The sequence below is a fragment of the Chitinophaga sp. YR627 genome (genome assembly GCF_900114995.1).
In the GTDB taxonomy this organism is placed as follows: Bacteria; Bacteroidota; Bacteroidia; order Chitinophagales; family Chitinophagaceae; genus Chitinophaga.
Map to the genome: position 1 here is coordinate 890,297 of NZ_FOUX01000003.1, position 26,358 is coordinate 916,654.

21 protein-coding genes are annotated in these 26,358 nt (G+C 45.5%); 9 read left to right on the top strand and 12 right to left on the bottom strand.

Annotated elements, in window-relative coordinates:
* Window positions 1-13 precede the first annotated feature (13 nt).
* The 5 genes from BMZ72_RS19175 to BMZ72_RS19195 form a co-directional block, all read right to left on the bottom strand.
* Window positions 14-1,093, bottom strand: coding sequence for a tetratricopeptide repeat protein (locus tag BMZ72_RS19175; RefSeq protein WP_177222841.1), 1,080 nt, complete (start codon window positions 1,091-1,093; stop codon window positions 14-16).
* 160 nt (window positions 1,094-1,253) lie between these two features.
* A complete protein-coding gene (locus BMZ72_RS19180; protein WP_089811180.1) occupies window positions 1,254-2,495 on the bottom strand; it encodes a DUF1015 domain-containing protein in 1,242 nt (413 codons plus the stop codon).
* Window positions 2,496-2,757: 262 nt separating this feature from the next.
* Window positions 2,758-3,828: a 3-phosphoserine/phosphohydroxythreonine transaminase gene (gene serC / locus BMZ72_RS19185; protein WP_089811182.1), complete on the bottom strand. Its 1,071-nt coding sequence runs from the start codon at window positions 3,826-3,828 to the stop codon at window positions 2,758-2,760.
* Window positions 3,829-4,010: 182 nt separating this feature from the next.
* Complete coding sequence (locus BMZ72_RS19190) at window positions 4,011-4,952, bottom strand: zinc dependent phospholipase C family protein (RefSeq protein WP_089811184.1); 942 nt, start codon at window positions 4,950-4,952, stop codon at window positions 4,011-4,013.
* 210 nt (window positions 4,953-5,162) lie between these two features.
* Window positions 5,163-5,807 (bottom strand): DUF502 domain-containing protein, encoded by a 645-nt coding sequence (locus BMZ72_RS19195; RefSeq protein ID WP_089811603.1) that lies wholly within the window; start codon window positions 5,805-5,807, stop codon window positions 5,163-5,165.
* Window positions 5,808-6,461: 654 nt separating this feature from the next.
* Between BMZ72_RS19195 and BMZ72_RS19200 the strand changes: the two genes are divergently transcribed.
* From BMZ72_RS19200 to BMZ72_RS36990, 7 genes are all read left to right on the top strand, one after another.
* Window positions 6,462-7,070, top strand: coding sequence for a TetR/AcrR family transcriptional regulator (locus BMZ72_RS19200; protein ID WP_089811186.1), 609 nt, complete (start codon window positions 6,462-6,464; stop codon window positions 7,068-7,070).
* 14 nt (window positions 7,071-7,084) lie between these two features.
* On the top strand, window positions 7,085-8,452 hold the full coding sequence (locus tag BMZ72_RS19205) for a TolC family protein (RefSeq protein WP_177222842.1): 1,368 nt from the start codon (window positions 7,085-7,087) through the stop codon (window positions 8,450-8,452).
* 35 nt (window positions 8,453-8,487) lie between these two features.
* Window positions 8,488-9,594 carry an efflux RND transporter periplasmic adaptor subunit gene (locus BMZ72_RS19210; protein ID WP_089811191.1) on the top strand — a complete coding sequence of 369 codons (1,107 nt, stop codon included), beginning with the start codon at window positions 8,488-8,490 and terminating at the stop codon, window positions 9,592-9,594.
* A gap of 17 nt (window positions 9,595-9,611) precedes the next feature.
* Window positions 9,612-13,187, top strand: coding sequence for an efflux RND transporter permease subunit (locus BMZ72_RS19215; protein ID WP_089811193.1), 3,576 nt, complete (start codon window positions 9,612-9,614; stop codon window positions 13,185-13,187).
* Between the two features lie 170 nt (window positions 13,188-13,357).
* Window positions 13,358-14,143 (top strand): TIGR00266 family protein, encoded by a 786-nt coding sequence (locus BMZ72_RS19220; protein WP_089811195.1) that lies wholly within the window; start codon window positions 13,358-13,360, stop codon window positions 14,141-14,143.
* A gap of 118 nt (window positions 14,144-14,261) precedes the next feature.
* Complete coding sequence (gene kynU / locus BMZ72_RS19225) at window positions 14,262-15,527, top strand: kynureninase (RefSeq protein ID WP_089811197.1); 1,266 nt, start codon at window positions 14,262-14,264, stop codon at window positions 15,525-15,527.
* A gap of 9 nt (window positions 15,528-15,536) precedes the next feature.
* Entirely contained in the window at window positions 15,537-16,595 is a 1,059-nt protein-coding gene (locus tag BMZ72_RS36990; RefSeq protein ID WP_255373238.1) for a 2'-5' RNA ligase family protein, read from the top strand.
* 60 nt (window positions 16,596-16,655) lie between these two features.
* Here BMZ72_RS36990 and BMZ72_RS19240 read toward each other — a convergent pair whose 3' ends face one another.
* The 5 genes from BMZ72_RS19240 to BMZ72_RS19260 form a co-directional block, all read right to left on the bottom strand.
* Window positions 16,656-17,651 carry a FecR family protein gene (locus BMZ72_RS19240; protein WP_089811199.1) on the bottom strand — a complete coding sequence of 332 codons (996 nt, stop codon included), beginning with the start codon at window positions 17,649-17,651 and terminating at the stop codon, window positions 16,656-16,658.
* A gap of 3 nt (window positions 17,652-17,654) precedes the next feature.
* Window positions 17,655-18,326 (bottom strand): RNA polymerase sigma factor, encoded by a 672-nt coding sequence (locus BMZ72_RS19245; protein ID WP_089811201.1) that lies wholly within the window; start codon window positions 18,324-18,326, stop codon window positions 17,655-17,657.
* 19 nt (window positions 18,327-18,345) lie between these two features.
* Window positions 18,346-19,101, bottom strand: coding sequence for a head GIN domain-containing protein (locus tag BMZ72_RS19250; RefSeq protein ID WP_089811203.1), 756 nt, complete (start codon window positions 19,099-19,101; stop codon window positions 18,346-18,348).
* 148 nt (window positions 19,102-19,249) lie between these two features.
* Entirely contained in the window at window positions 19,250-19,567 is a 318-nt protein-coding gene (locus tag BMZ72_RS19255; protein ID WP_089811205.1) for a peptidase associated/transthyretin-like domain-containing protein, read from the bottom strand.
* 322 nt (window positions 19,568-19,889) lie between these two features.
* The gene (locus BMZ72_RS19260; protein ID WP_089811207.1) at window positions 19,890-20,633 is read right to left on the bottom strand and encodes a Bax inhibitor-1/YccA family protein; all 744 of its coding nucleotides are present in this window, start codon (window positions 20,631-20,633) and stop codon (window positions 19,890-19,892) included.
* Window positions 20,634-21,086: 453 nt separating this feature from the next.
* Between BMZ72_RS19260 and BMZ72_RS19265 the strand changes: the two genes are divergently transcribed.
* A complete protein-coding gene (locus BMZ72_RS19265) occupies window positions 21,087-22,940 on the top strand; it encodes a 2-oxoacid:acceptor oxidoreductase subunit alpha (protein ID WP_089811209.1) in 1,854 nt (617 codons plus the stop codon).
* Between the two features lie 145 nt (window positions 22,941-23,085).
* A complete protein-coding gene (locus tag BMZ72_RS19270) occupies window positions 23,086-23,679 on the top strand; it encodes a DUF6134 family protein (protein WP_089811211.1) in 594 nt (197 codons plus the stop codon).
* Between the two features lie 70 nt (window positions 23,680-23,749).
* Here BMZ72_RS19270 and BMZ72_RS19275 read toward each other — a convergent pair whose 3' ends face one another.
* Together BMZ72_RS19275 and BMZ72_RS19280 are read right to left on the bottom strand one after the other, a co-directional pair.
* Entirely contained in the window at window positions 23,750-24,940 is a 1,191-nt protein-coding gene (locus BMZ72_RS19275; RefSeq protein WP_089811212.1) for a Gfo/Idh/MocA family protein, read from the bottom strand.
* A 113-nt stretch (window positions 24,941-25,053) separates the two neighbouring features.
* Entirely contained in the window at window positions 25,054-26,262 is a 1,209-nt protein-coding gene (locus BMZ72_RS19280) for a nucleoside permease (RefSeq protein ID WP_089811214.1), read from the bottom strand.
* Window positions 26,263-26,358 lie beyond the last annotated feature (96 nt).

A 26,358-nucleotide genomic window follows, 5' to 3' on the forward strand; every position in this document is an offset into this window, starting at 1 on the left:
TGGCTCAATCACCTCACCTCACCATCGTAAACTTGTTGTCGTTGTAATATTCATCCGCTCTTAACTTCAGTGGGTGATTACGCTGATATTGTAAAAAAGTATCGTATTCTGTTTTGTGCATGGTTGTCCAGGCTCTGTATGCCGGCTGATTGGCAACAGGACCAAACATCCACTGGTTATACGCTTCAAACAATCCCTGTTTCAGGAGGGAACGCTGATAGTCGAAAAGTGCATATGGAAAACGCAGACCGGAGAAACTGTACCAGTCCAGCAGGAAGCGGGTACGCAGCATAATGAGTGTTTCAGGATCTATACCAGCCATTACAACACTGATCTGTTTACCCATAGATGCTTTGAATGCCTGCGCAAAATCAGCCACTACTTTCTTCCTGTTCTTATTTTCGTTTTCGTCTTCGATCGCTTTGTTCAGCTGTGCCGGATCGTTGTATAAAGATTTATAGGCATCCAGCAACAGGGTTCTGACTTCAGCAGTACGGGCCGTATAACTTTCCAGGTTGACGAATATTTCCCCGTAAATGATCACCCACACGGGGTTATTCATATACACATATGCTTTAATGGCATTGTAATAGTTACTGGAGAAATTGGGCGCTTTCTCGATACCTTTCAGGTAACTTCCCATGCCGCCCTCAAACACTTTGAGGAACATGAGCAACTGTCCGTTATCGTTATACAGTTCCCCGCTTTCAGGGAATTTACGTAATGCTTTTTCGTACAGCTTTTGTGCTGATTTCCATTCCTGGCGTGACTGGTAGATGTTACCAGCGATCTGGAAGGTCTGCTCGTCTGCTTCTTTTTTACTGAGTATAGGCTCGATGATATTTTTAGCTTTACTCATATCACCCTGGAGGTAATATGCAAAGCCAAGCTGTTTTTTAAAGTCTATATTATCAGGTTCCTGTTGCAGCGCCTGGTTTAATACCAGGATAGCGTTGGAATAATCGCCATCACGTATAAATCCTGTCGCAGTTGTATATAATTCCTTAGCATCCTGTGCGGAAGCAGTTATTACAGAAGAAAATAATATAGCAGTAAATAAACCTGCTTTTAATAATGAAGCCCTCATATTCATGCCGATCAGACGTTTGCTGTAAAAATAAAGAAAAAATGTGCCAAACATTCAGTCCGGCAGCCCGAATGCCTATTTCGACACTGTTTCCTGTGTATTAGCACTATCAGTAAAAACAAACGCCCGCCGGACCGGCAGGCGTCTGAATAGTATGATGCAATAATTAAATCATCTGAGAGATAAGGCCATCTCGCAGTTTGGGTTCAAACCAGGTGCTTTTCGGAGGCATTACATTGCCGCTGTCAGCGATGTCAAACAACTGCTGGATAGTTACCGGGTACAGGGCGAAGGCTACTTTCGCGTCACCGCTGTCCACTCTTTTTACCAGTTCCTGTAATCCGCGGATACCGCCTACAAAATCAATACGTTTGTCGGTACGCTGATCTTTGATACCCAGTATTTTATCCAGTACATTATTGGACAGGATGGTCACATCCAGGATACCGATAGGATCAGTGGTGTAGGTACCTTCTTTGGCTACGAGGCGGTACCAGGTTCCTTCCAGGTACATGCTGAATTCATGCAGCATGGATGGCTGTTGTGGCAGGTGACCGATAGATTCTACGGTAAAATCGTATTCCAGACGGGAAAGCAGGGCTTCTTTGGTCAGACCGTTCAGATCTTTCACCAGGCGGTTGTAATCCAGGATCACCAGCTGGCTGGCAGGGAAAATTGTGGTCAGGAAGAAATTAGCCGGATCATCGGTGCCGATCATCTGTTTTTCTTCGAATTCTTTCTGTACGAGTGATGCAGATGCTGCGCGGTGGTGACCGTCAGCGATATAAGTGTGTGGCACTTTGCTGGAAAACAGCGATGTGATCTCGTTCACAGCGCCTTCTTCGTTCACTACCCAAACAGTATGCTGAATACCGTCAGCGGCTGTGAAGTCATAAGCAGGTGCATTTGCATGGATCCAATGATCGATCAGGGAGTTTACTTCCGGAACGTCGTTGTATGCCAGGAATACGTTTCCTGTTTGTGCACGGGTTGTTTTGATATTGTTGATACGGTCCAGTTCTTTATCAGGACGCGTAAATTCATGCTTTTTGATAATACCCATGTTATAATCGGATACAGAAGAAGCGCATACCAGACCTGTCTGGGTACGGCCATTCATGATCAGACGGTAGATATAATAACAAGGGGCATTGTCCTGGAACAGTGTACCTTCTTTGATAAATTTCTGCAGGTTTTCAGCAGCTTTATCATATACGGACTGACTGTACACATCGGTGCCTTCGGGAAGGTCAATTTCCGATTTGGAAACATGGTAAAACGAGTACTGGTTACCGGCAGCTTCTGCTTTTGCCTCTGCTGCGCTGAGCACATCGTAAGGGCGGGCAGCAACTTTTTCTGCAAGTTCCGGAGTAGGTCTTAATCCTCTGAAGGGTCTGATGATTGCCATGATAATAGATTGTTAGGCCGCAAAAGTAAATAATTAATTTTTCCCGTCTAAGCGATAGTCAATTAGGAATTAGGAATTAGGAATTACGAATTAGTATAACAACTGATTGAATATGCAATTAGTGCCGGCATTTTTAAATGGAATTGGTCCAAATAAAAATGACGCCTCAATAATGAAGCGTCATTCTCTTTATGACTTGAATAATATTCAGAATATTATCTATGCGACAGTCTGATCACAATAATTCCTAATTCGTAATTGATTAGGCTTTCTTCAGGCTGAAATACTTCATTGCCTCTACCAGTACTTCCACACTTTCATATGGCAGTGCGTTGTAAAGCGAAGCTCTGAAGCCGCCTACGAGACGGTGGCCTTTAATACCTACGATATCTTCTTTCTTGCAGAATTTGAGGAATTCTTCTTCCAGTTCAGGTTTGTCCATGATGAACGATACGTTCATACGGCTCCTGTCTTCTTTCTGAGCGGTACCACGGAACAGCGGATTCTGATCGATCTCGTTGTACAGCAGACCTGCTTTTTTCTCATTTTCTCTTTCCATAGCAGCAGCGCCTCCCTGTTCTTTTAACCAGCGGAGTGTGAGCATGGAAATGTAAATAGCAAATACGGGAGGGGTATTTAACATGGAACCGTTCTCAATATGATTACGGTAATCGAGGATCGTGGGGATCTTACGTGTTACTTTACCGAATGCGCTTTTGCGGACAATTACAAGTGTAGTGCCTGCTGCTCCCATGTTCTTCTGGGCGCCTGCGTAAATGAGTGTGAATTTGTTGAAATCCAGTGAACGGCTGAGTATATCACTACTCATGTCAGCGATCAACGGAACATCTGTCTCCGGCATTTTCTGCCACTGTGTACCATAAATGGTATTGTTAGTGGTGATATGCAGGTAGGTAGATTTTGGGGAGACGCTGAACTGTTTAGGAATGTGGTTGTAGCTGCTGTCTTTTGAACTGCCAGCTATATCCACGAAACCGTACTGTTTCGCTTCTTTTATTGCCTTATTGCTCCACACACCGGTATCAATATAAGATGCCGTGCCGTCGTTTTCGAGGAGGTTCAGCGGTATCTGCATGAATTGCGTTGTCGCACCTCCATGGAGATAGAGAACTTCGAAATCGTCTTCGAGTTGCATCAACTCTTTAACAAGATCCCGTGCTTCGTCCAATACAGCCTGAAACAATGGAGTTCTATGCCCTATTTCCAAAATAGACATTCCTGAACCTTCAAAGTCAATCAAAGCTTTACTGGCCTTGTACAGCACCTCATTCGGCAATATGGAAGGCCCTGCGTTAAAATTGTGCACCTTCATAGGTCGTTCTAAGTTAAATAAATTGTTTGCTTGTTCCACTTTGTTTGGTTTTGTCAGAGGAATGGAAAAAAAAGTATGGCATTTCACATTGATGCTGAACGCGTGTAGGATAAGGCTAAAAAGATAGTACTAACAAAGATAATTTATATTTTTTTAAAATCGAAATTAATTGGCAGCCTGTTTCAGGCTTCCTGCCGGCCTATCATACGTTCAGGTGTGGGATGAACGGGAGCTTGTGTGCTGACACCTTTTTTGAGATCATGTAGCATTGGCATTCCTGCATTAACCCAGGCAGTATACCAGTAGTTGGCTGTAGCTGAGATAGCGGCTCTCATTCTACGTTCTACCATGTCCCCTAATGCGCCATGATAGGCTTTCGCGTAAGCTGTTGCGTAATTTCGTATCAGTTTCCCGTTGCGTTTTTCATACGCAAATTTCCTGCCGGAAGAGAAACTTTCACTGACTGATTTTTCCTGCTGTAACACCGTATCTGCCGCTGCTGCGCTTTCCAGCACGATCTGCCAGGTGTATGTATTAATATCTTTTATATAGCATGCCTTTGCAGAGAAATAGTGAAAGGTCCTGTCAGCCATCAATTCGGGGATGCGGGATTCCCACAGTCCGTGTATTCCCTGCTGCCCCGTGAGCTGTCCGTTGTGATTGGAACAGGCATGTAACGGCACATGTGCATCGCCCGCATAGTGGCCAATGTCAGCGCTTAGCCGCATGATCCTGTCAGCATCTCTGTCTTTAAATGCCTGCGTCAAACGGGTGAGCATTTGTGTAAGATACCACGGTAAAATGCCATATGTCTGCAATGTATCCGCAGTATATTTCAGCAGGGCTTCCTGCCAGGATCTGGGTAGCTCCGCAAATGGCGCCTGTCCGTAATGATCTATGTCGATGTAATGCCGTGGCCCTTCTTCCGGAATGATATATCTTCTTTTATCTGCATCTGTCGCGTGTGTGGAGAGGTATTCAATATTAGGTTTATAGAATACCAGCATCTCCGGAGGAAGAGAAAATACCGCCAGACGGTTAATGCGCTGATGAGCGAAGAAGCCCCATCCGTAAACAGGAATAGCAATCAGGTGCAGGCAGAACGCCAGAAAGATATAGTGCATAAGCTTGGTTGGTTAACAGACAATTGTAATATTAAGATAAATAATCAGTTCGTGGAGCGGATAAGATGATGTAGTGATAAGGATTGGATAGTGCTTTAGTATTTGTTATCCTACGTTAATCCTACGTTCATGAACGTAGGATTAACGTAGGATAACAAATATCTAAACGGCATCTGACCGATGTCAGGATATGTTTACAGGAGGATAAAATCAGCGTACTTCTTTTTTGTCATGCTTGTCATGTGCTTCGATGTTGGTCACACCGCCACTTACAGCAAACTTCATGGCTTCACCGGCAGAAATGTTGGTCAGTGGTTTCACCTTGCCGACAGGCACCATGAATACTTTACCGGTAATGGCATAAGCATGCGGCACATATACAGCAGTATAACCTTCCAGTCCGAAGTTGGACACATCAGGCTGCGTGATAAATCCCATTTCCCATACATCCTCACCATAGACCTGTACCAGCACAGGATGATCGAATTTCTTTTTCTCACCGACAAATGCATCAAACACATCTTTTACAGACGTATAGATATACTTAATAAATGGTGTCCTTTCCAGCATGTGGTCAAACAATGCAAAGATGCGGCTCACAATAAAGGAGGAGCTCAGGTAACCCACTACGATCACCAGTAACAAAACCAGTACGAATCCAACGCCTTTGTAGCGCAGATACCTGAGTGGTGTTTCCAGTGGCAGAATTTCCTTTGGAATGATATTGTCAATAGTAACAAATACCCAGTACAGCGTCAGGGCGGTTACACCCATAGGCGCGAGTATCAGTAAACCCTGGAAGAAATACCTCAATATGCGGGCTGCCAGGACTTTAAGACGACTTTTAGGAGACATATAATTTAAATGCAAATACGTGAATGATCCGGGAATATCCAGGATAATGATATCTGACGGGGTCAAAGTTACATCGTTTATTTTATCCCCGGGGGATGTTATCCTGGCATACGTTTCACGATAGTGAACCCGATATGAATAACAGGTTGGTTTACATTTGACGCTATGTTCTTAGATAAGAGGGATAAACAATTGGGCTGATATGCTGCTGAGGTAGATTTGAATCCTGCCCCTGAAACTCTCTTGAGCGGCTTCTTAATAGTAAGCATAATATGAATGCCGGATAGATACCATGAGGTTATCTGGTCAGAAAGATGCCAGGCCCGAGAATAAGACGTGGACCTGATATGCTCGTAAGGTGGACTTGATCAACTCCTGAAACCCTCCTGACCAGCTCCCTGAATAGACATGATAAGGTGAAGACAGGAGTATATTGAACCTCCTATACTTAAATTCAGAACACTGTTAACAGGATAAGTATATTAAAATTATTTGCGTTGGAAACTTTTGTAGTTTAAAAAGTTTCCATAGTTTTGTCCCAGCATTGCAAATCAGTTAGAGACCACCAAAGAAACTATGAAGCCGGAAGGTAGTGAACGAACCATCACTATAAGGATTTGCAGAAGATAATACGAAACATACATACCGCAAAAAATGGAGATACAGGAACGTATTCTGGATACTGCATTCAGTTTGTTCTGCCAGTTCGGAACACGCTCAATCACAATGGACGATATCGCTCAGCGCATGGGTGTATCCAAAAAGACCCTGTATGCTCACTTTGCAGATAAAGACGAGCTGGTGATGCATGCCATCGCGCGGTATCTGCAACAACTGGATAAGGAATGTATTGAAAATCAGGAGAAAGCCGCAAACGCCATAGACGAACTGTTCCTTGTCATGAAACAGCTGGATATGAGCTTCCGTAACATGAACCCGATCATCCTGTTCGATCTGCAAAAGTTCCATACGAAAGCCTACCAGGTATTTCAGGATTATAAGAATAACAACCTGCAAAAAACCGTAAGACAGAATTTAGAAAGAGGCGTACGCGAAGGATTATATAGAAATGATTTTGATATCGAAATAATGACCCAGTACAGACTGGCTACTTCCATGCTATGTTTTCAGCCTGACATATTCCCCTACGGGAAATATGACATGAGCAAAGTACAGTGCATCCTCCTGGAACATTTCCTGTATGGACTCGTTTCTCAGGAAGGCTACAAACGTGTGGAAGAGAACAAACTACAACTATCGTAAAACCAATGACCTTTATGCAACTTGACAAAAAGCACGCAGGTTTGACAGGACTCCTGCTGCTGATGATCTTTCACTGTGCGATGGCCCAGCAGCCCGCAAAAGCGCCGCTGCAGGAAACTATCTCACTGTCTGCACAACAGGCGGTAGATTATGCACTTGCCAATCAGGCTTCCGTACGCTCGGCTAAACTGGATGAACTGATCCAGCTCGCCAAGAATAAAGAAGTAAGCGGTATGGCACTGCCTACGCTTGCCGGTTCAGGCACTTATCAGCATAACCCTATTGTACAGAAACAACTGATTGATGCGTCCAACTTTAGTGATACCGTTCCCAAAGGTACGCTGGTGCCTTTTTCCTTCGGTCTGAAGTTCAACGTGATCGGAGAAATTACCCTGAAACAGGTACTGTTCGACCCCAGTGTACTCGTGGCTTTACAGGCAAGAGAAACACTGGAACAACTGGCTTCCAAATCAGTAAAGAAATCAGAAGTAGATGTGAAAGTAGGCGTTTATAAAGCCTATTATAACGTGCTCTCCGCCCGCAGAGGTCTGGAGATTCTTGGTAATAACATCACCAACCTGGAGAAACTGCTGAACGAAACCAAAGAGACCTATAAAAACGGTCTGGTGGAAAAGCTGGATGTAGACAGGCTGGTCGTACAACTGACAAACCTCCGTACAGAAGAAACAAAGCTCCGCAACGTGACCGAAGTAGGTCTCGCGGCGCTCAAATATCAGATGGGAATGGCGATCCAACAGCCTATCCGGCTGACGGATACCTTGTCAACTGCTGAGATTAAATCTGCTATCGCTTCGGAACAATTTGACTATTCACAGCGTATAGAATATCAGTTGCTCCAGACGCAGAAGAAAGCATATGAATATGACCTCAAACGCTACCAGTTCCAGAAACTGCCGACCCTGTCATTGTTTGGTACCGGTGGTATGAGCCGAGCAAGTGATCAGTTCAACTACTTCAACCGTGAAACATGGTATGGCTATGTGTCCTATGGAGTGAACCTGTCGTTTACCATCTTTAGTGGTATGCAGCGCAGACGTAAGGAAGATCAGGCTTTCCTGCAGGTGAAAAAAGCAGAACTGACGCTGGAAAATACCAAGCTGGGTATCGATATGGAACAGGCGCAGTCTACTTCCAGCCTACGGAATAATATCCTGACACTGGAAGCACAGGAAAGTAACATGAAACTGGCAGAAGAAGTATACAATACCACACAGATCAAATATCGCGAAGGTGTTGGTTCCAGCCTGGAAATGAGTACTGCTGAAAATGAACTGCTCACTGCACAGAATAACTACTTTACTGCACTGTATAATGCAGCTGTGGCAAAAGTAGATTACCTGAAAGCATACGGAAAACTGTAAGCGAAAACTACAACTAACTATTAACTCTTTATTATATGTCCAAGATATATCGTCCCGCTCTGCTGATCGTTGCACTCATGGCTGCCTGTGGCAGCCCTTCGCCGGAGCAAAAACTGGCGGAGCTTAAAAAACAGGAAGCTACGCTGAAACAGCAGATCGCTGAACTGGAAAAACAAACGCAGAAAGGAGATACAACTGAACGTAAAAAGAAAGCCGTGATCGTTGCGGCAGTACAGGATACTGTATTTGAACATTACATCGATGTACAGGGTGCTGTGGATGCACGTGAGAACGTTAGTGTATCTGCTAAAATTCCCGGCATCGTTACAGCGATACATGTAAAAGAAGGACAGAACGTAAGCAAAGGACAGTCACTGGCACAGGTGGATGATCAGATCATGCGGGCGAATATGGCGGAACTGCATACACAACTGGACCTGGCGAATACCATGTTCCAGAAACAGCAGAACCTCTGGAATCAGAAGATCGGTTCTGAAGTACAATACCTGAATGCAAAAACACAGAAAGAATCACTGGAGAGAAAAATGGCTACCCTGCAGGATCAGATGTCACAGGCAAGGATCATTTCTCCTATCAATGGTACTGTTGATGCGGTGATCGTTAAACTGGGCGATAATGCAGCTCCTGGTAGTCCTGCGTTCCGTGTGGTGAACGGCAGCAATCTGCGCGTACTCGCGAATGTAGCAGAAGCTTATGCCAGCAAGGTGAAAACCGGCGATCAGGTAGTACTGGAATTCCCGGATATCGATAAGAACATCCGTACCAAAATCGGTTTTGCTTCAAAGGTGATCGATCCGACAAGCCGTACTATAAAATTAGAAGTGCCTTTACAGAATGATCCGGAACTGCGTCCAAACATGATCGCGAGAATGAAGATCATCGACTACGTTGCACAGAAAGCAATTGTAATACCGGTGAATATTATACAGTACTCATTAGGTAAACCTTACGTGATCATTGCACAGAATCAAAGTGGTAAGATGATAGCGAAAAGAAGAGAGATCGAAATGGGCCGCACCTATAATGATAAGGCAGAGATCACCGGCGGACTGCAGACAGGTGACAAGATCGTAACTATCGGTTACCAGGGATTGAATGATAATGACCTTATCCAGCTTTAATACTCTAAAACTGGTTTATGCAAGACAACCTGAATAAAGAATTTAAACCTACCAGCTGGTCCATTGATAATAAGGTGAGCATTTACGTGGCTACCTTTATCCTGGCCCTTGCAGGTATCATGTCCTATCAGAGCCTGCCGAAGGAACAGTTTCCGGAAGTAGTGTTCCCTCAGTTTTATATCAGCACCATTTACAGTGGGACTTCTCCGGAGGACATGGAGACGCTGGTGACGAAGCCTATAGAAAAGCAGTTGGGTGGTATCTCCGGTGTGAAGTCTATCAAGAGTACTTCCATGCAGGACTATTCTGCCATCACGATAGAATTTGATGCGAGTGAGAATATGGAAACCGCACGACAGGAAGTGCGTGAGAAAGTAGATGACGCGAAAAAAGACCTGCCTAACGACCTGACACAGGAGCCACAGATCATCAAGATAGACGTATCGCAGATACCTATCATGAACGTGAACCTGTCAGGTGATTTTGATCTGCAGTCACTGAAAAAGTATGCAGATGAGATGCAGGACCGTATCGAGGCATTGAATGAGATTACCCGTGTGGATATTGTCGGTGCACTGGAAAGAGAAATCCAGATCAACGTTGACAAATACAAAATGGACGCGGCGAAGATCACTTTTGATGATGTGGCCAATGCAATCGCCATGGAAAACCGTACCATCTCCGGAGGTCTGGTTTCTATGGATGGACAGAAGCGTACATTGAGTGTAAAAGGTGAATATAAAGATGCGAATAAAATACGCGACATCGTTGTGCGTGGTATGTCAGGCGCAACAGTGTACCTGAAAGATGTGGCAGAAGTTGTGGATGGATTTGAAGAACAGGAAAGTTATGCACGTCTGGATGGTAAGAACGTAATCACCCTCAACGTGATCAAGCAGAGTGGTAAAAACCTGATCGATGCATCAGATAAGATCCGTGTTATCATTGATGAAATGAAAGCGGATTATCTGCCTGCAGGACTGGATGTAACCATTACTGCCGATCAGTCTAACTCTACCCGTGTAACGCTGCATGACCTGATCAATACGATCATCATCGGTTTCTTACTGGTAACGCTGATCCTCATGTTCTTCATGGGTGCAGTGAACGCAATATTCGTGGCATTGTCTGTACCGATCTCCATGTTCATTGCATTCCTGCTGATGCCGATGTATGACTTCACCCTGAATATGATGGTGTTGTTCTCATTCCTGCTGGCATTAGGTATTGTGGTGGATGATGCGATTGTGGTGATAGAAAACGTGCATCGTATATTTTATGAAAGAAAAGACCTGGGTATTGTAAAGGCTGCGAAAGTGGCAGCAGGAGAAGTATTCCTGCCGGTATTCTCAGGTACGCTAACGGTATTGGCGCCATTCTTCCCACTGTTGTTCTGGCCTGGTATCATTGGTAGTTTCATGTTCTTCCTGCCGGTAACGCTGATCACTACACTGGGTGCATCACTGATCGTGGCGTATATAATCAACCCGGTGTTTGCGGTTGACTTTATGGACCGTCATGAGGGAGACAACCATCCGAAGCCAACGTTCAACAGGAGTATGATGATCCTGAGTATTGTGTTCGTGGTGGTAGCATTGATCGCATATTTAGCAGGTAGCAGAGGTGTAGGGAATTTCACCCTCTTCGCACTGGCGATGATCATGCTGGAGAGATTCTGGCTGGGTGGTGTAGCCCGCCGTTTCCAGACCAATACGTGGCCGCGTGTACAGGAACGTTATAGAAAGGTGCTGAAATGGTGCCTCGTTGGATGGCGTCCGGTATGGATCCTGATCAGCACTTTTGCATTGCTGGTATTCAGTATCATACTGACCGTTATTACCAGTCCGAAAGTCGTATTCTTCCCACAGGCAGATCCGAACTTCATCTATACATATATTGAATTGCCGATGGGTACGGATCAGAAATATACTGACTCCGTTACGCATATCATTGAAGGGAAAATTACAGCAGTAGTTGGTAGGAAGAATCCTATTGTAGAGTCTATCATCTCCAACGTTGCGGTAGGCGCCGGCGATCCTTCCCAGATGGATATGAGTGTGCAGCCGCACAAGGGCAAAGTGACAGTCGCATTCGTCGAGTTTGGTAAACGTGACGGACACTCTACGGTACAATACCTGGATAAGATCCGTAAGGCCGTAAGAGGTATTCCTGGTGTGGATATTACGGTGGAGCAGGAGCAGGGTGGTCCTCCGACAGGTAAACCGATCAACATCGAGATTTCCGGAGATGAATTTGAAGCGCTGACTGCTACGGCTGATAAAATGAAACGTTATCTGGATAGTCTGGAGATCGGAGGTGTGGAAGAACTGAAGTCAGACTTCCAGAGCAATAAGCCTGAGATCCTTGTAAACATTGACCGTGAAAGAGCAAACAGGGAAGGTATCAGTACTACAACCATAGGTATGGCGTTACGTACAGCCCTGTACGGACAGGAAGCTTCCAAGTTCCGTGATCCGGAAGATGACTATAAGATAATGGTACGTTTCCGTGAGGATCAGCGTAACAACATCAATACCCTGATGAACCTGAATATTGTGTACCGTGATATGAACATGAACGGGATGATCCGTCAGGTGCCATTATCAGCGGTAGCTACGATCAGGTATTCTAACACCTACGCAAGTATCAAACGTATTGATCAGAAGCGTGTTGTGACCTTATACTCAAACGTGTTGACAGGTTTTAACACGAATGAGGTGGTGCAGCAGATACAGACAGCGATACAGGACTTCCCGAAAACGCCGGGTATCAGTGTGAAAATGACAGGAGAGCAGGAAGATCAGCAGGAGACGTCTAACTTCCTGGGTATGGCGATGCTGGGTGCTTTTGGTCTGATTCTGATGATCATGGTGACACAGTTTAACTCGATTGGTCGTCCGCTGGTGATATTTATGGAAATATTATTCTCCATCATAGGGGTATTCCTCGGTTTTGCCATCTTTGGTATGGACATCTCTATTGTAATGACCGGTGTAGGTATTATGGCGCTGGCGGGTATCGTTGTACGTAATGGTATCGTACTGGTGGAATTTACCGACCTGCTGGTACAACAGAAGATGCCGGTATATGAGGCCGTGATTGAGGCGGGAAGAACCCGTATGACCCCGGTGTTACTGACGGCGATTGCGGCCATTCTGGGTCTGATACCGCTGGCAGTAGGATTTAACATTGACTTTGCCGGACTGTTCTCATCCTTTGAGCCTCATATCTTCTTCGGAGGTGATAACGTGGCCTTCTGGGGTCCGCTGGCCTGGACGATGGTATACGGACTGGTGTTTGCAACTTTCCTGACATTGATCCTGGTACCGGTGATGTATGCAATGAATAAACGTTCTATTGACGTACTGGACCGTTACGGCCTGGCAAGGAATCTTAAATATGTGCCTTTCCTGGTGTTGATACTGAAGCTCTTTATGAGCAGAGAGGAAGTACGGAAGATGCACGACCCGGCTTATATGTCGCCTAAGCCTTATAATTTCTTCCCGGGCGGGGAGGAGCATGAGGCGGAGGTAGCCGAAACACACACCAATCACACACATCATCAAGATAAGAAGATGCATGAAAGAGTTTAGTTCACACTATACAGTGTAACAGTTGTAGGTTTAACAGGTACCGCTTCGTTTCCACGAGGCGGTTTCTTTTTTTATACCTTAACAAATTTTAACAATTGACTGAGGCAGCAATTGCTTACATTTGACGCACAAGAGCCATTCTTGTTAACCTGATTAATATATCATACGCTATGCGACGCAACCATGAAATAGATTACCGTATCTATGGCGAAGAAATACAGATTGTCGAGATTGAGCTAGATCCACAGGAGACTGCAATTGCTGAGAGCGGCAGTTTTATGATGATGGATCAGGATATTCAGATGCAGACTATGTTCGGGGACGGTTCACAAGCTAATCAGGGACTTTTTGGCAAACTGGTATCAGCAGGCAAACGCATGCTGACCGGGGAGAGCCTTTTTATGACCGCTTTCACGAATGTGGGGCAGGGTAAGAAAAAGGTGAGTTTTGCTGCGCCTTATCCGGGTAAGATCCTTGCGATGGATCTGCAGCGGATGGGTGGCAAGGTGATCTGTCAGAAGGATGCGTTCCTTTGTGCAGCGAAAGGTGTTAGTATTGGGATTGAATGGCAGCGTAAGCTTGGAACCGGTATTTTTGGCGGTGAAGGCTTTATTATGGAGAAGCTGGAAGGGGATGGAATGGCCTTTGTGCATGCAGGGGGGATGGTTATCGAGAGGGACCTTTTACCTGGACAGGTATTAAAAATAGACACAGGTTGTGTGGTAGCATATACTTCAGGAGTACATTTTGACGTTGAATTTGTAAAAGGAATCAGAAATATGGTATTTGGTGGCGAAGGATTGTTTTTTGCCACTTTAAGAGGTCCTGGTAAAGTATGGATACAGTCCTTACCGATCAGCAGAATGGCCGCAAGACTGGTGTCTTATGGTACAGGTAAGCGTAAGGAAGAAGGTAGTATCCTGGGAGGGCTTGGTAATTTACTGGACGGAGATTGATATTAAGACACGTTATAGTGATTCCGTTTGCCCTGGGAGGCAGCAACAGTACTCATTTTTTTAAGTAGAGTACAGGTAAGGACGGAATCAGGTTAAGAGAAACCTGGAATTTTGATTTATGTTTGAATTATCAAGGAGATTTGCTGAAGAGCAAGACCAATCAGACCCATTAAAGACGTATAGAGAGCAATTTTATTTCCCGCAGAGAAATGGAAAAGATGCCATCTATTTTTGCGGAAATTCTCTGGGTTTACAGCCGAAGAACGTTAAGCCGGCAATAGAACAGGAACTGAATGACTGGAAACATCACGCGGTAGAAGGATACTGGAATGCAGAAAATCCGTGGCTTTATTATCAGCAATATTGTAGCAAACCACTCACAAAAATAGTTGGAGCCAGCCAGGAAGAGTTGACAGTGATGAATACGCTTACTGTAAATCTTCATCTTTTACTGATGAGTTTTTACCAACCTACCAAACAGCGCTTTAAAGTGCTGATGGAGGCGGGCGCTTTTCCGAGCGATCAGTATGCATTGGAGACACAGGTACGACTGCATGGCTATAATCCGGCTGAAGCTATAATAGAAGTGGCCCCCCGGCCCGGTGAGCAATTGATCAGGGAGGAAGATATTTTTGAGATTATTGAGCGGGAAAGTAGTAGCTTAGCAATAATATTATTGGGGGGAATAAACTATTATACCGGCCAATTGTTTAATATGCAGTCCATTACGGAAGCAGCCCATAGAGTTGGGGCTGTAGCCGGGTTCGACCTGGCACACGTAGTAGGAAACGTACCTTTGAATTTGCATGACTGGGAAGTAGATTTTGCCGTTTGGTGCTCATATAAATATTTAAATGGAGGCCCCGGCGCTGTAGGTGGAGCATTTATACACGAGAAACACGCCCTCGATACTAACCGGCAAAGACTAGGTGGCTGGTGGGGCAATGAAGAAAGTACCCGTTTTAAAATGGAGAAGGGTTTTAAACCCAAAAACCGTGCAGAAGGCTGGCAAATAAGCACGGCGCAGGTATTTAACATGGTAGCATTAAAAGCCTCACTGGAACTATTTGAGTCCGCCGGGATGGCAGCTTTAAGAGATAAGAGCATAAAACTCACCAATTATCTTGAATTCCTGTTAAAACATATAGAAAACATAAAATTTGAAATAATTACGCCAAAAAATTGTAAGGAACGCGGTGCTCAATTATCTTTGCTCTTTCATGAAAAAGGGAGAGAAATCCAACAAAAGATGACTGACGCCGGTATAATCGTCGACTGGCGGGAACCCGGAGTAATTCGTATTTCACCGGCGCCCTTATATAACTCATATGGAGACGTATTTCATTTTTATGAAATCATAGCTAATATTGATTCAAACGCTTAATTAAGTAAGATGACTTTTGAGAGAAACGAACGCCCCCGCAGGCCCTACTCTCCACCTGGTACAGAAAAAGACCAAGATCCCAATAAGGAGAGACCGGGCGGTTACTTCAAACCCGATTTTAATAACGAAAGGGAGGGCAGACCTAGAGAAGATAGGCCTTATAATTCTGATCGTGACAACGGTGGTTACAACCGTGGGGATCGTGATGGCGGCGGCGGTGGATATCGCCCACGCGATAATGGTGGATATGGCGACCGTGACGGCGGTGGTGGTGGCTACAACCGCGGTGGCGGTGGTGGTTATGATCGCGGCGGTGGCGGCGGTGGTTACGATCGCGGCGGTGGCGGCGGTGGTTACAATCGCGGCGGCGGCGGTGGTGGTTATGATCGCGGCGGTGGCGGCGGTGGTTACGATCGCGGCGGCGGTGGCGGAGGCTACAATCGCGGCGGTGGTGGCGGAGGCTTCAACCGTGGCGGTGGTGGTGGAATGCGTAAACCATTCCCACCAAAAGTGGACAACAAGATCTATTTTATCGCCTTACTCCCTACTGCTGAAGTAGGTAAGGAGATCATCAAAATAAAACAGGAATTTGCTGAGAAATATGGTCCGATGTATGCGCTGAAAGTACTGCCGCATATCACGCTCCAGGTACCTTTCACAGCTGATCCTGCACTGGAAAAAGCTTTCTGTGATGAACTGGCTGAATTCGCCAAAACACAGGCTCCGTTCGAGGTATCCCTCGATGGTTACGGCACCTTCCCGAATAAACAGAACCGCGTTCTGTTCATTAACGTAGAGAAGAGCGAAACTATGGGCGCCCTGCACAGACAGCTGATCAACTTCCTGCGTAAGGAATTTGGTTTCAGTACAATGCTGGCCCGTACCGGTTTCACTCCGCATGTAACAGTTGCTTTCAAAGACCTGGAAGATGCGCAGTTCGAAAAGGCATGGCCTGAATACGAAAACAAGGAATATAAAGCCACCTTCAAGGTGAATAACCTGTACTTCCTCCGTCATAACGGTAAATCCTGGGAAGTTTTGCAGAAATGCAAACTGGGAGGAGCCTGACAATAAAAAAGGTGGTCTGTCAAACAGACCACCTTTTTTTATTTATCACTGAGCATTGTTTTATTTACCCAGTCTGTACACACTTCCTTCTTTCGTCAGATTCACATTCGCACTTGCCGCAATTGTATTCAATACCTCTTCTAATGGCTGACCCGGTGTTACCCTGGTCCTGATCGTCAACTCCTGTACATTCTCGTCTGCCATGATCTTCACATCATATAAAGCCTCTACTTTTCTGATCACATGGCTGATCGGCTCATCATTAAACACCATAATATTGTCTTTCCATGCGATAAAATCATGGTTGGCAATAGCATCTTCCGCCAGCTGCTGATCTTTACCCACAGTTACTTTCCGGCCTTCCGTCAATACGACCTGTCTGGTCTGCTGTTCCTGTCCTGACACGGATACTTTTCCGCTCAGTACGAATACTTCTACTGGTTGTACAGTGTATGCCTTTACATCGAAAGTAGTGCCCAGTACCTGGGTCCTCGTCTGTGGTGTATACACAACAAAAGGATGCGCATCATCTTTTACTACATCAAAAAAAGCTTCGCCTTCCAGGTGTATCGCTCTTTCTCCGTCACTGAAATTCTTTGCGTAACGCAGGGTACTATTGTTATTGATGAATGCTTTCGAGCCGTCAGGCAATACAATAATATTGGTTTCATTTGCTGCCGTTTGTATGGTCATCTGCTCAGGCCCTTTCAGCATGAAATAGGCTGTTGCAGCGCCTCCCAGCAACAACACAGCGGCAGCGGCACGGATCAACCCGCGATAGCTGTTTACGTTTCTTACGATTGCCGTAGGTTGCTGTTGCGTACCATGCTGCAGTTTGCGGTTAAAGGATGCCCAGTTGGCATCAATATCCGGCACGATCTCATCCTCTTCGGCATTGCCGGTCAGATCCCATGTTTTACGCAATTCCTCATAATAGCGGCGGTTGGCGTCATCCTCCTCCAGCCAGCTTTGCAGGGTTGTCTGCTCGGCTTCACTCAAACTGCTTTCCAGCGAGCGCACGATCAACGATTCTATATGATCAAAGGTGTATGACATACATTAAAATTGTAAAAGTAAAGGATAAATAGCGCTGCCTGCCAGGAACAGAATGACTACCTGTAAATAATCCTGGAGGGATACCCGAAGTTTTTTAAGCGCTGTCATCATCTGGTTTTCGACGGTCTTGACAGATATATTCAGCGTAGTGGCGATCTCCCGGTAGGATAGTTCTTCATAACGACTGAGGATAAAGATCTCTCTGCATTTTTCGGGCAGTTTATCGATGGCCTGCTGTATATGCCGGGTAGTCTGATGAAGACTCTGACCGGCAGGAGCTGCCTGTACAGGTTCCATATATTCCTCCATAGGCATATGTACACCTCTGCGTTTATTTTTATCGATATAATCCAGTGCCATGTTGATAGCTGCTCTGTGCAAATATGCTTTAAAATATACCTGGTGGAGCTCGGCGCGCCGGTTCCAGATCTTAATGAACACATCCTGTGCAAGGTCTTCCGCGGTTGCATTGCTTTGTACAATGCGGTAGATGGTCTTGCAGACAAATGAAAAGTAGGTCCTGAAGAGCGCTTCCATAAAGGCATCTTCATTCTCCATTAGTAATTGTTGTAGTTCTGCATTTTCCGGCATAGTGCAAAAATAGGTTTTGTCCTTATTCCTGCTCACAAAAGTGCTGGCAGTACCTGAAAATGCTGTTATGTAACCAGCCTGCATGTGTGACGCTTTCGGTAATTTATAATTTGATTATTTTTCCTGATCCTTTTATATCTGATCTGATGGTGGCGGCGCCTTTGTACCTGACATCCCCGCTACCACGTATGCTTACATCCAGGGAATGGGATACACTGAGCGTATGATTACCTGATCCTTTTACGGAAAGGTTCGCATCCTGGCAGTTGAGGTCCAGTCCGCTGATATCTCCGCTGCCATTGATCTCACTGTAAAAGTTAGTGGCGCTGCCAAATAACTGTATGTTGCCACTACCATCGACAGTTGTTTCCAGTCTGTCGGTTACTATCCTGAAACGGGCATTACCGCTGCCATCCATTTTATAGGAAAAACGGTTGGTTTTGATAGTATCCAGGCTTTCTACGCTACCAGCGCCGGAAAAGGACACGCCATAATATTGGGTGGAGCTGACATAAATATCAATGTCTCTGGAGGTATGCAGTTTGACGCCGTTTTTAATACGCAGGTGCAGGGTACTGCCGCTGACATAGGTATCGATCGCTTTCATGACATTGTCATCTGCGGTTACTTCCACAGGACCATCTGTACCTTGCCTTAAATGCACCCGGAATGAGCCTTCAGCGACTACGTCTGAGAACGCAGGCACCTGTCTGGTTTCTGTAATGACAACGCCGGAGCCGGATATGACTTCCTTATTACAGGCAGTCAGGGCGATGCTGAAAAAGGCGAGTAAGAGTAGCTCCCAGCCAGCGGAGCTCCATTTGCCGCAAAAAATGCTTTTATAGTTCAGTGCTTTCATCTTTTAAGGGGACTTTGAACATTATAACGGCAAATGAGAGAAGTACCCCTAAACGGGCTCATTATGTACCAAAAAAAAGAGCCGGCCATACGGACGTATGGAACCGGCTTTTTGATTAACCCCTATGAAAACCAACTATTGCTCTTGTTTATTGTTCTAATTTGATTTCGCCCAGATCGGTCACTTTTCCTTCCTCTACTCTTACGTCATTCAGTGTCACATTTTTAAATGGTTGTTTTGCACTGATAATCACGGTGTAGTTACCGGTCTTCGCGCCCTGCACGTTGAATGTGCCGTCCAGCAGATCCGCTTTCAGTGTATCTGCGCCATAAATGGCCCAGGCTGTACTGGCTCCATCCAGCGGAGTTACTTTACCAGTGATGGACCCTCCTTCCATATTACGGAAAGAGAACGCTGCAATTGCTGAAACTGCAAGGGCGAATATGCTTACCTGAACTTTGTTCATATCGATTTGATTTAAGGTTATACAATAAAGTATGGCCTTGTGGTGTAAGCATATCTGCTGATGAAATCAATTAAAGAACTTCGTGTAGAAAAGATCAATTACCATGCCACCGGGCCAGTTACTGAAATATCGTGCGGGGTTTTAACATTCCTTTACAAAGGCTTTAACAATAGGGGATTAGGCCTTAACATAAACCTGTCAGCAGGTGAAAAATGGTCATGTCAATATGGAGAAAGGACACAACAAAATGGCGCATACTGCCAACAAAAAGCCCGCACATTGGTGCGGGCTTTTTGTACTATCTATCTATTTTAAAAAGATGTTATCTTCTGTTCAGTTTGGCGAGCAGGTTCAGAATTTCCAGATACAACCAAACCAGGGTCAGCAGCATACCAAAAGAGGCCAGCCACTCAACATATTTCGGAGCACGCTGTTGTGCGCCTTTCTCGATGAAATCAAAATCAATACAGAGGCGGAGGGAGGCTACTGCCACAACTACCAGAGAGAAGATGATACCGATCGGGCTGCCTTCATGCAGGAATGGAATGCGCACGTTGAACATGCTCAGGATCCAGGCTAATGCATAGAATATAGCGATACCGGCAACAGCCGTAAAAACGATCTGTTTGAACCTTTCGGTAACACGGATGATACGTGTTCTGTACAGGATCAGCATAGCGGCGAATACACCAAAGGTGAGACCGACTGCCTGGTATACGATACCATTATAAAGATTGTGGAACAGTACAGATAGTACGCCCAGTGTCAGCCCTTCGGCAAGTGCGTAAGCTGGTGCCAGGTATTGTGCCCACTCGTTTTTGAACATAATAATGAGGGTGATGATAATACCAGCGATCATACCGCCATAAAGGAAAGGAAGAGGATTCTGGTTTCTGCCCGGAACGCCCCATGCATAAACTGCTGCGGCTACTACCAATGCTAATAAGAAGGCCATTTTACCAATGGTGCCATTGATGGTCATGGTGCCTTCTGTGCTTTGAGAACCTGCTTTCTGAAGTGTTTTGTCACTCAGTATAGGGTTACTGCTGGATCCAAATAATGCCATGATAAAAAAGGTTTAGTCCCCACGAAATTACAATTTAAGGGAGAATTTCAGTCACTGATTACAGGTATTTATAATGTAAATAGCTAAGCACTTGTTGTACAATCCATATTTTCAGTGTACCGGAACCCTGGACCGGGACGTATTGCAACAGAAATAGCCGCCCCCCTGATCAATTTCCCAAATACATAAACAACGAAAGCAAAGCTGTCATAGCTTTGCGGTCCAGATCAGGCAGACTGTAAGTAGCGCACGTTGAGTGCCAGGTCGCATAATTACTTAAAGTTATGCGGCATAACATTAAACTATATAGCTCTCTTCGGAAAAGTCTATCGACTTTGTGTACTTTTGTCTTCCCTGACCTTGGCTGCCTGCTTTAATATATCGGAGGTTACTACCTGACGAATTATTAAATTTACAGCCTGAAAAACAAAGGATAGTTAAATAAGATATTCAATGTCAAATACTTCGGTTCAACAGATAGAAGATGTTGTGATAAAATTTGCCGGCGACAGTGGAGACGGTATGCAGTTGACTGGTACGCAGTTTTCCAATAATACGGCGCTGATCGGCAATGACCTGAGCACATTCCCGGATTTTCCGGCAGAAATACGCGCCCCGCAGGGTACCCTTGCAGGGGTGAGCGGCTTCCAGCTGCATTTTTCCTCTAACCGTATTTTCACCCCGGGCGATGCCTGTGATGTACTGGTAGCAATGAACGCTGCAGCGTTGAAAGCCAACCTGAAAAGCCTGAAAAAAGGGGGTATCATCATCGCCAATACAGATGGTTTTGATGCCAAGAACCTGCGTCTGGCTAACTACCCTGATGGTGTAAATCCGCTGGAGGATGGTTCATTGCAGTCTTATCAGCTGCACACCATGGACGTTACCAAAATGACCCGTGAAGCATTGAAAGAATCGAGCATGGGTATGAAGGAAAAAGACCGTGCAAAGAACATGTTTGTACTGGGTTTCCTTTATTGGTTGTACGACCGTAACATGGAAAGCACTGAGAACTTCCTGAATGAGAAATTCGGCAAGAAGCAGGAGATCCTCGATAGTAACCTGAAGGTACTGCATGCGGGCTATAACTTCGCAGAAACAGTAGAAGCATTCAGCACCCGTTTCCGTGTAGAGAAAGCGCGTATGGAACCGGGTACTTACCGCAGTATCACCGGTAACACTGCCCTGGCGTACGGTCTGATCGCCGCCAGCCAGAAAGCCAACCTGCCGTTGTTCCTGGGTACTTATCCTATTACACCGGCTTCCGACATCCTGCATGAACTGAGCCGTTATAAGAATTTTGGTATCCGTACATTCCAGGCGGAAGATGAGATAGCCGGTATCACTTCCGCAATAGGTGCTTCCTATGGTGGTCACATGGGTGTTACGACTACTTCCGGTCCGGGTATGGCACTTAAAGGTGAAGCAATGGGTCTGGCAGTAATGCTGGAAATTCCCCTGTTGATCATCAATATCCAGCGTGGTGGTCCATCAACAGGTCTGCCTACCAAAACAGAACAATCCGACCTTTTACAGGCTTATTATGGCCGTAATGGTGAGTGTCCGATGCCGATCGTATCTGCATCCACACCGTCTGACTGTTTCAGCGCAGTATTTGAGGCGTTCCGCATTTCAATTGCACATATGACGCCGGTGATCGTGCTGAGCGATGGTTATATTGCAAATGGTGCTGAACCATGGCGTTTCCCGCAGAGCAAAGATCTGCCTGCTATTCCTGTAACGTTCAAAAAAGGCCTGGAAGATCACGAAGAGCAGTTCCTGCCTTATCACCGTGATGAAAACCTCGTACGTCCATGGGCTGTGCCAGGTACGCCAGGTCTGGAGCACCGTATCGGTGGTCTGGAAAAACAGAACATTACCGGTAATGTGAGTTATGATCCGGAAAACCATGAGTTAATGGTGCGTATCCGTCAGGAGAAAGTGGACAAGATCGCTGATCATATTCCTCCGCAGACCATCGAACTCGGACCTGAAAAAGGGAAAGTACTGGTACTCGGATGGGGTTCTACCTACGGCGCCATTAAGAGTGCTGTACTGGAATTGCTGGCAGAGGGTCATGAAGTGGCACACGCACATATCAGATATCTGCGTCCATTCCCAAAAAATCTGGCAGAAATCCTGCACAGCTATGATAAGGTACTGATCCCTGAGATCAACAATGGTCAGCTGATCAAGATCATTCGTGAGCAGTTCCTGATCGATGCGGTCGGTTACAATAAAATAATGGGAGTGCCTATTACTAAAGGAGAACTGGTAATCAAGATCAAAGAGATGTTACAGCAGTAATGCGGTCATTTCTTTCATGATAATTATATGGAATCCTGCCTTTCGGGGCAGGATTTTTATTATATTTAATACTATATAACAAAACAGGCGACTGCACGTTTGCTATATAAGTAAGGAATACTACAACATAGCCAAAACCTTTATCATGAAAGGCGCCATCTGGTCTACACTGTTTATCTGCCTGTTTACATTAAACAGTGCATTGTTACACGCCCAAACGCACAATTACGAAATACGTTTCAGTAATCACGTTATTGGTAACGTGACTGCACATTGTAAAGTAAACGGCGCAGCCCGCAATATCTCTATCCAAAGTAAAGTGGACATGAAACTGCTGGCGAAATTCAATCTGGATATTTCCTGCGATTTCGACAATAACATTCTCGTCCGCTCCAAAGTGATCAAAAGCTCCGGAAAAGAGGGGGATGACAAAACTATCGTTACACAGCGGGAAGCGAAAAATTATTCTGTGGTGCTGAACGGACAGAAGTCCGTATTAAACACGGCGGAGATCATTCATTCCGTGGGCGAAATGTACTTCATAGAACCCCGGCAGATCACAAAGATCTTTTCTGAGACTTTAGGCATCTTTCTGACGCTTAACTCACTCGGTAATGGTTTGTATGAACTGCTGCTGCCGGAGGGCAAAAAAAACGTCTATAAATACGAAAAAGGTACCCTGGTACAGGTAGAGGTATCACAAACCCTGGGTAAGGCTTACATTATCAGGGTAAGCTGATGCTTCTGCACAGATGCTGCTAAAAAATATTGCATAAAAAAAGGGACTGAGAAGTCCCTTTTTCATTTACTTATATCGTGCGTTCAATGATCTGTCCTGTTTTCTTCTCTTTCAGGATGAGTTTCTTCGCGCCGAAGTGCGTCATCTCTTCTTTCACGAGATAGTGATCAGCGTCATAGTCTACCAGCGTCTGTGGTTTCGTTAAGCCCGTCTGACCACGCCAGATATCCAGTTTTACCGGTTCCCACTGTTTGCTGGCGGCGCTGCGGTAAGCAGCATCCAGTACCGCATTCACGACATATCCGTCATAGAATGTTTCCCTTGCCGGCTGATTGTTCTCAATCGCGTTAAACATATCGGCAAACATATGATTATAGCCCAGTTCATTCAGTTCATCACCTACCGGGAACAACCAGCCACTGTTACTTTCTGCCTTTTCAGCTACATAGTCAGCGCCTTTACCGGTGGTGAACATATCAAAGCCGGTACGCAGGAAGCTATTCAGCCAGATGGTACCTTCGGTGCCCATGACTTCATCACGGAGGTCAAGTCCGCCGCGGAATGTCCAGCTCACTTCAAACTGACCGATAGCGCCGTTTTCATATTTCACCAGACCGATGGCATGGTCTTCCGCATCGATGGGTTTTACCTGTGTATCGGCCCAGCACATTACTTCTACCGGTTTGATATCTTTTCCGATAAAGCTACGTGCGATCTCTACGCAATGGCATCCCAGGTCGAGGATACAACCACCGCCTGCCTGTTCTTTATCCCAGAACCATTCGCTGTGCGGTCCGGGATGTGTTTCCCTGGATTTAGCCCAGAGGATACGTCCCAAAGCGCCGTTTTTAACGCTATCCAGTGCTTTCAGGAATTTCGGTGTGTACACCAGGTCTTCGAGATAGCCGTTGAATATACCAGCTGCTTCCACCATTTCCAGCATACGTTTCGCTTCTTCTGCATTACGGCCCAGTGGCTTGGTACAGATCACTCCTTTCTTGTGTTTACAGCAGAGTGCAACTGCTGCTTCGTGCAGGTTATTTGGCAGGGAGATACAAACCACATTCACATCCGGATGTGCAATGGATGCTTCCATATCCGTAGTCCAGTGAGCAACATTGTAGTCTTCTGCAAATTTCTTCGCACTCTCTTCTCTGCGCGAATAAATACTGACAATCTTGTCCCGGCTTCTCTGTCCCTGTAAGGAGTCTGCATAGAAGCGGCCGATAAAGCCGGAACCTAACATGGAAATACGTTGCATAATTATCTGATTGAATTAAGTGATAACGATAGGGCTGAAATAAAAACTCCGCAGTAAAACACCAGATTACATAGGTAGTTCACTGCGGAGTGTGATATGTTGTACAGTACGTATTACGCCTGTTTAGCTTCAGATTTTTCGCGGAACAGCAGCAGGAACAACAGCATTACCACCAGTGCGATACCAGCAGGGATCAGCCAGATGCTGGTCCAGTTGTGTGCACCTTCGCCTGTTTTGAAAGCGCTTACGATAGGAGCAGAGATCAGGAATCCGATCATCATACCCACACCATAAGTAGCCAGTGTCACCATACCCTGTGCAGCGTTTTTGAAACGTTCGCCTGCCAGCTGATCGGTGTAGATCTGACCGGTTACGAAGAAGAAGTCATAACAGATACCATGCAGTACGATACCGCCGATCAGCATCCAGTAGTTGGAATCAACGTTACCATATGCAAACAGTACATAACGCAGTACCCATGACAGCATCGCCAGACCAAGCATTTTCTTCACGCCCAGGCGTTTGAAGAACAGCGGCATGATCATGATGAAGATGAACTCAGAGGCCTGACCCAGTGCCTGTTTACCTGCGGCAGCTTTCATACCGATCTCATTCAGGAATGGGTTGGTAAAGTTATAGTAGAAGGCCAGCGGAATACAGATCGCTACAGAAGACAGGAAGAACATCAGATAAGATTTGTTCTTCAGCAGTCGGATAGCATCCAGACCGAGTATTTCGCCAACAGAGATTTTCTGTCCTTTTTTAGCAGGAGGAGTATTAGGCAGGAAGAAGCTATAGACACCCAACAGCGCAGATGCAGCAGCAGCCATTTTAAAGGTGCCAGGCAGCATACCTTTTTCTTCCCATGCCAGGTACCCGATCGTGATACCAGCTACGATCCAGCCGGCAGTACCGAAACCACGGATCACAGGGAAATCCTTACTGGAATCTTTCATTTGTCCGAAGGATACGGAGTTCACCAGCGCCAGTGTAGGCATGAACAATACCATGTAGGTCAGGATCAGCGGGAAAAAGGTATCAAAGTTGGTGGCGCCTGCGCAGAACCAGAGCAGGACAGCACCCGCAATATGGATAACTCCCAGGATGATCTGTGCAGGGAAATAACGGTCAGCAATAATACCCACGATGAACGGTGCAATTACAGCGCCGATAGACTGGGTCAGATAGGCAAGACTCACCTCGGTTTCGCCTGCTGCCAGGTTTTTAAAAATGAAAGTTCCCATAGTAACGAACCAGGCTCCCCAAATGAAGAACTCCAGGAACATCATGAACGATAGTTGAAAGCGAGTACCTAATTTCATAACGATTTTTAGACTTTATGCGCTGTGATAAAACATTAACGGCAAAAGATAAGTAAAATATAAACGAATTTCCAAATTAGTAGTACGGATGGTTAT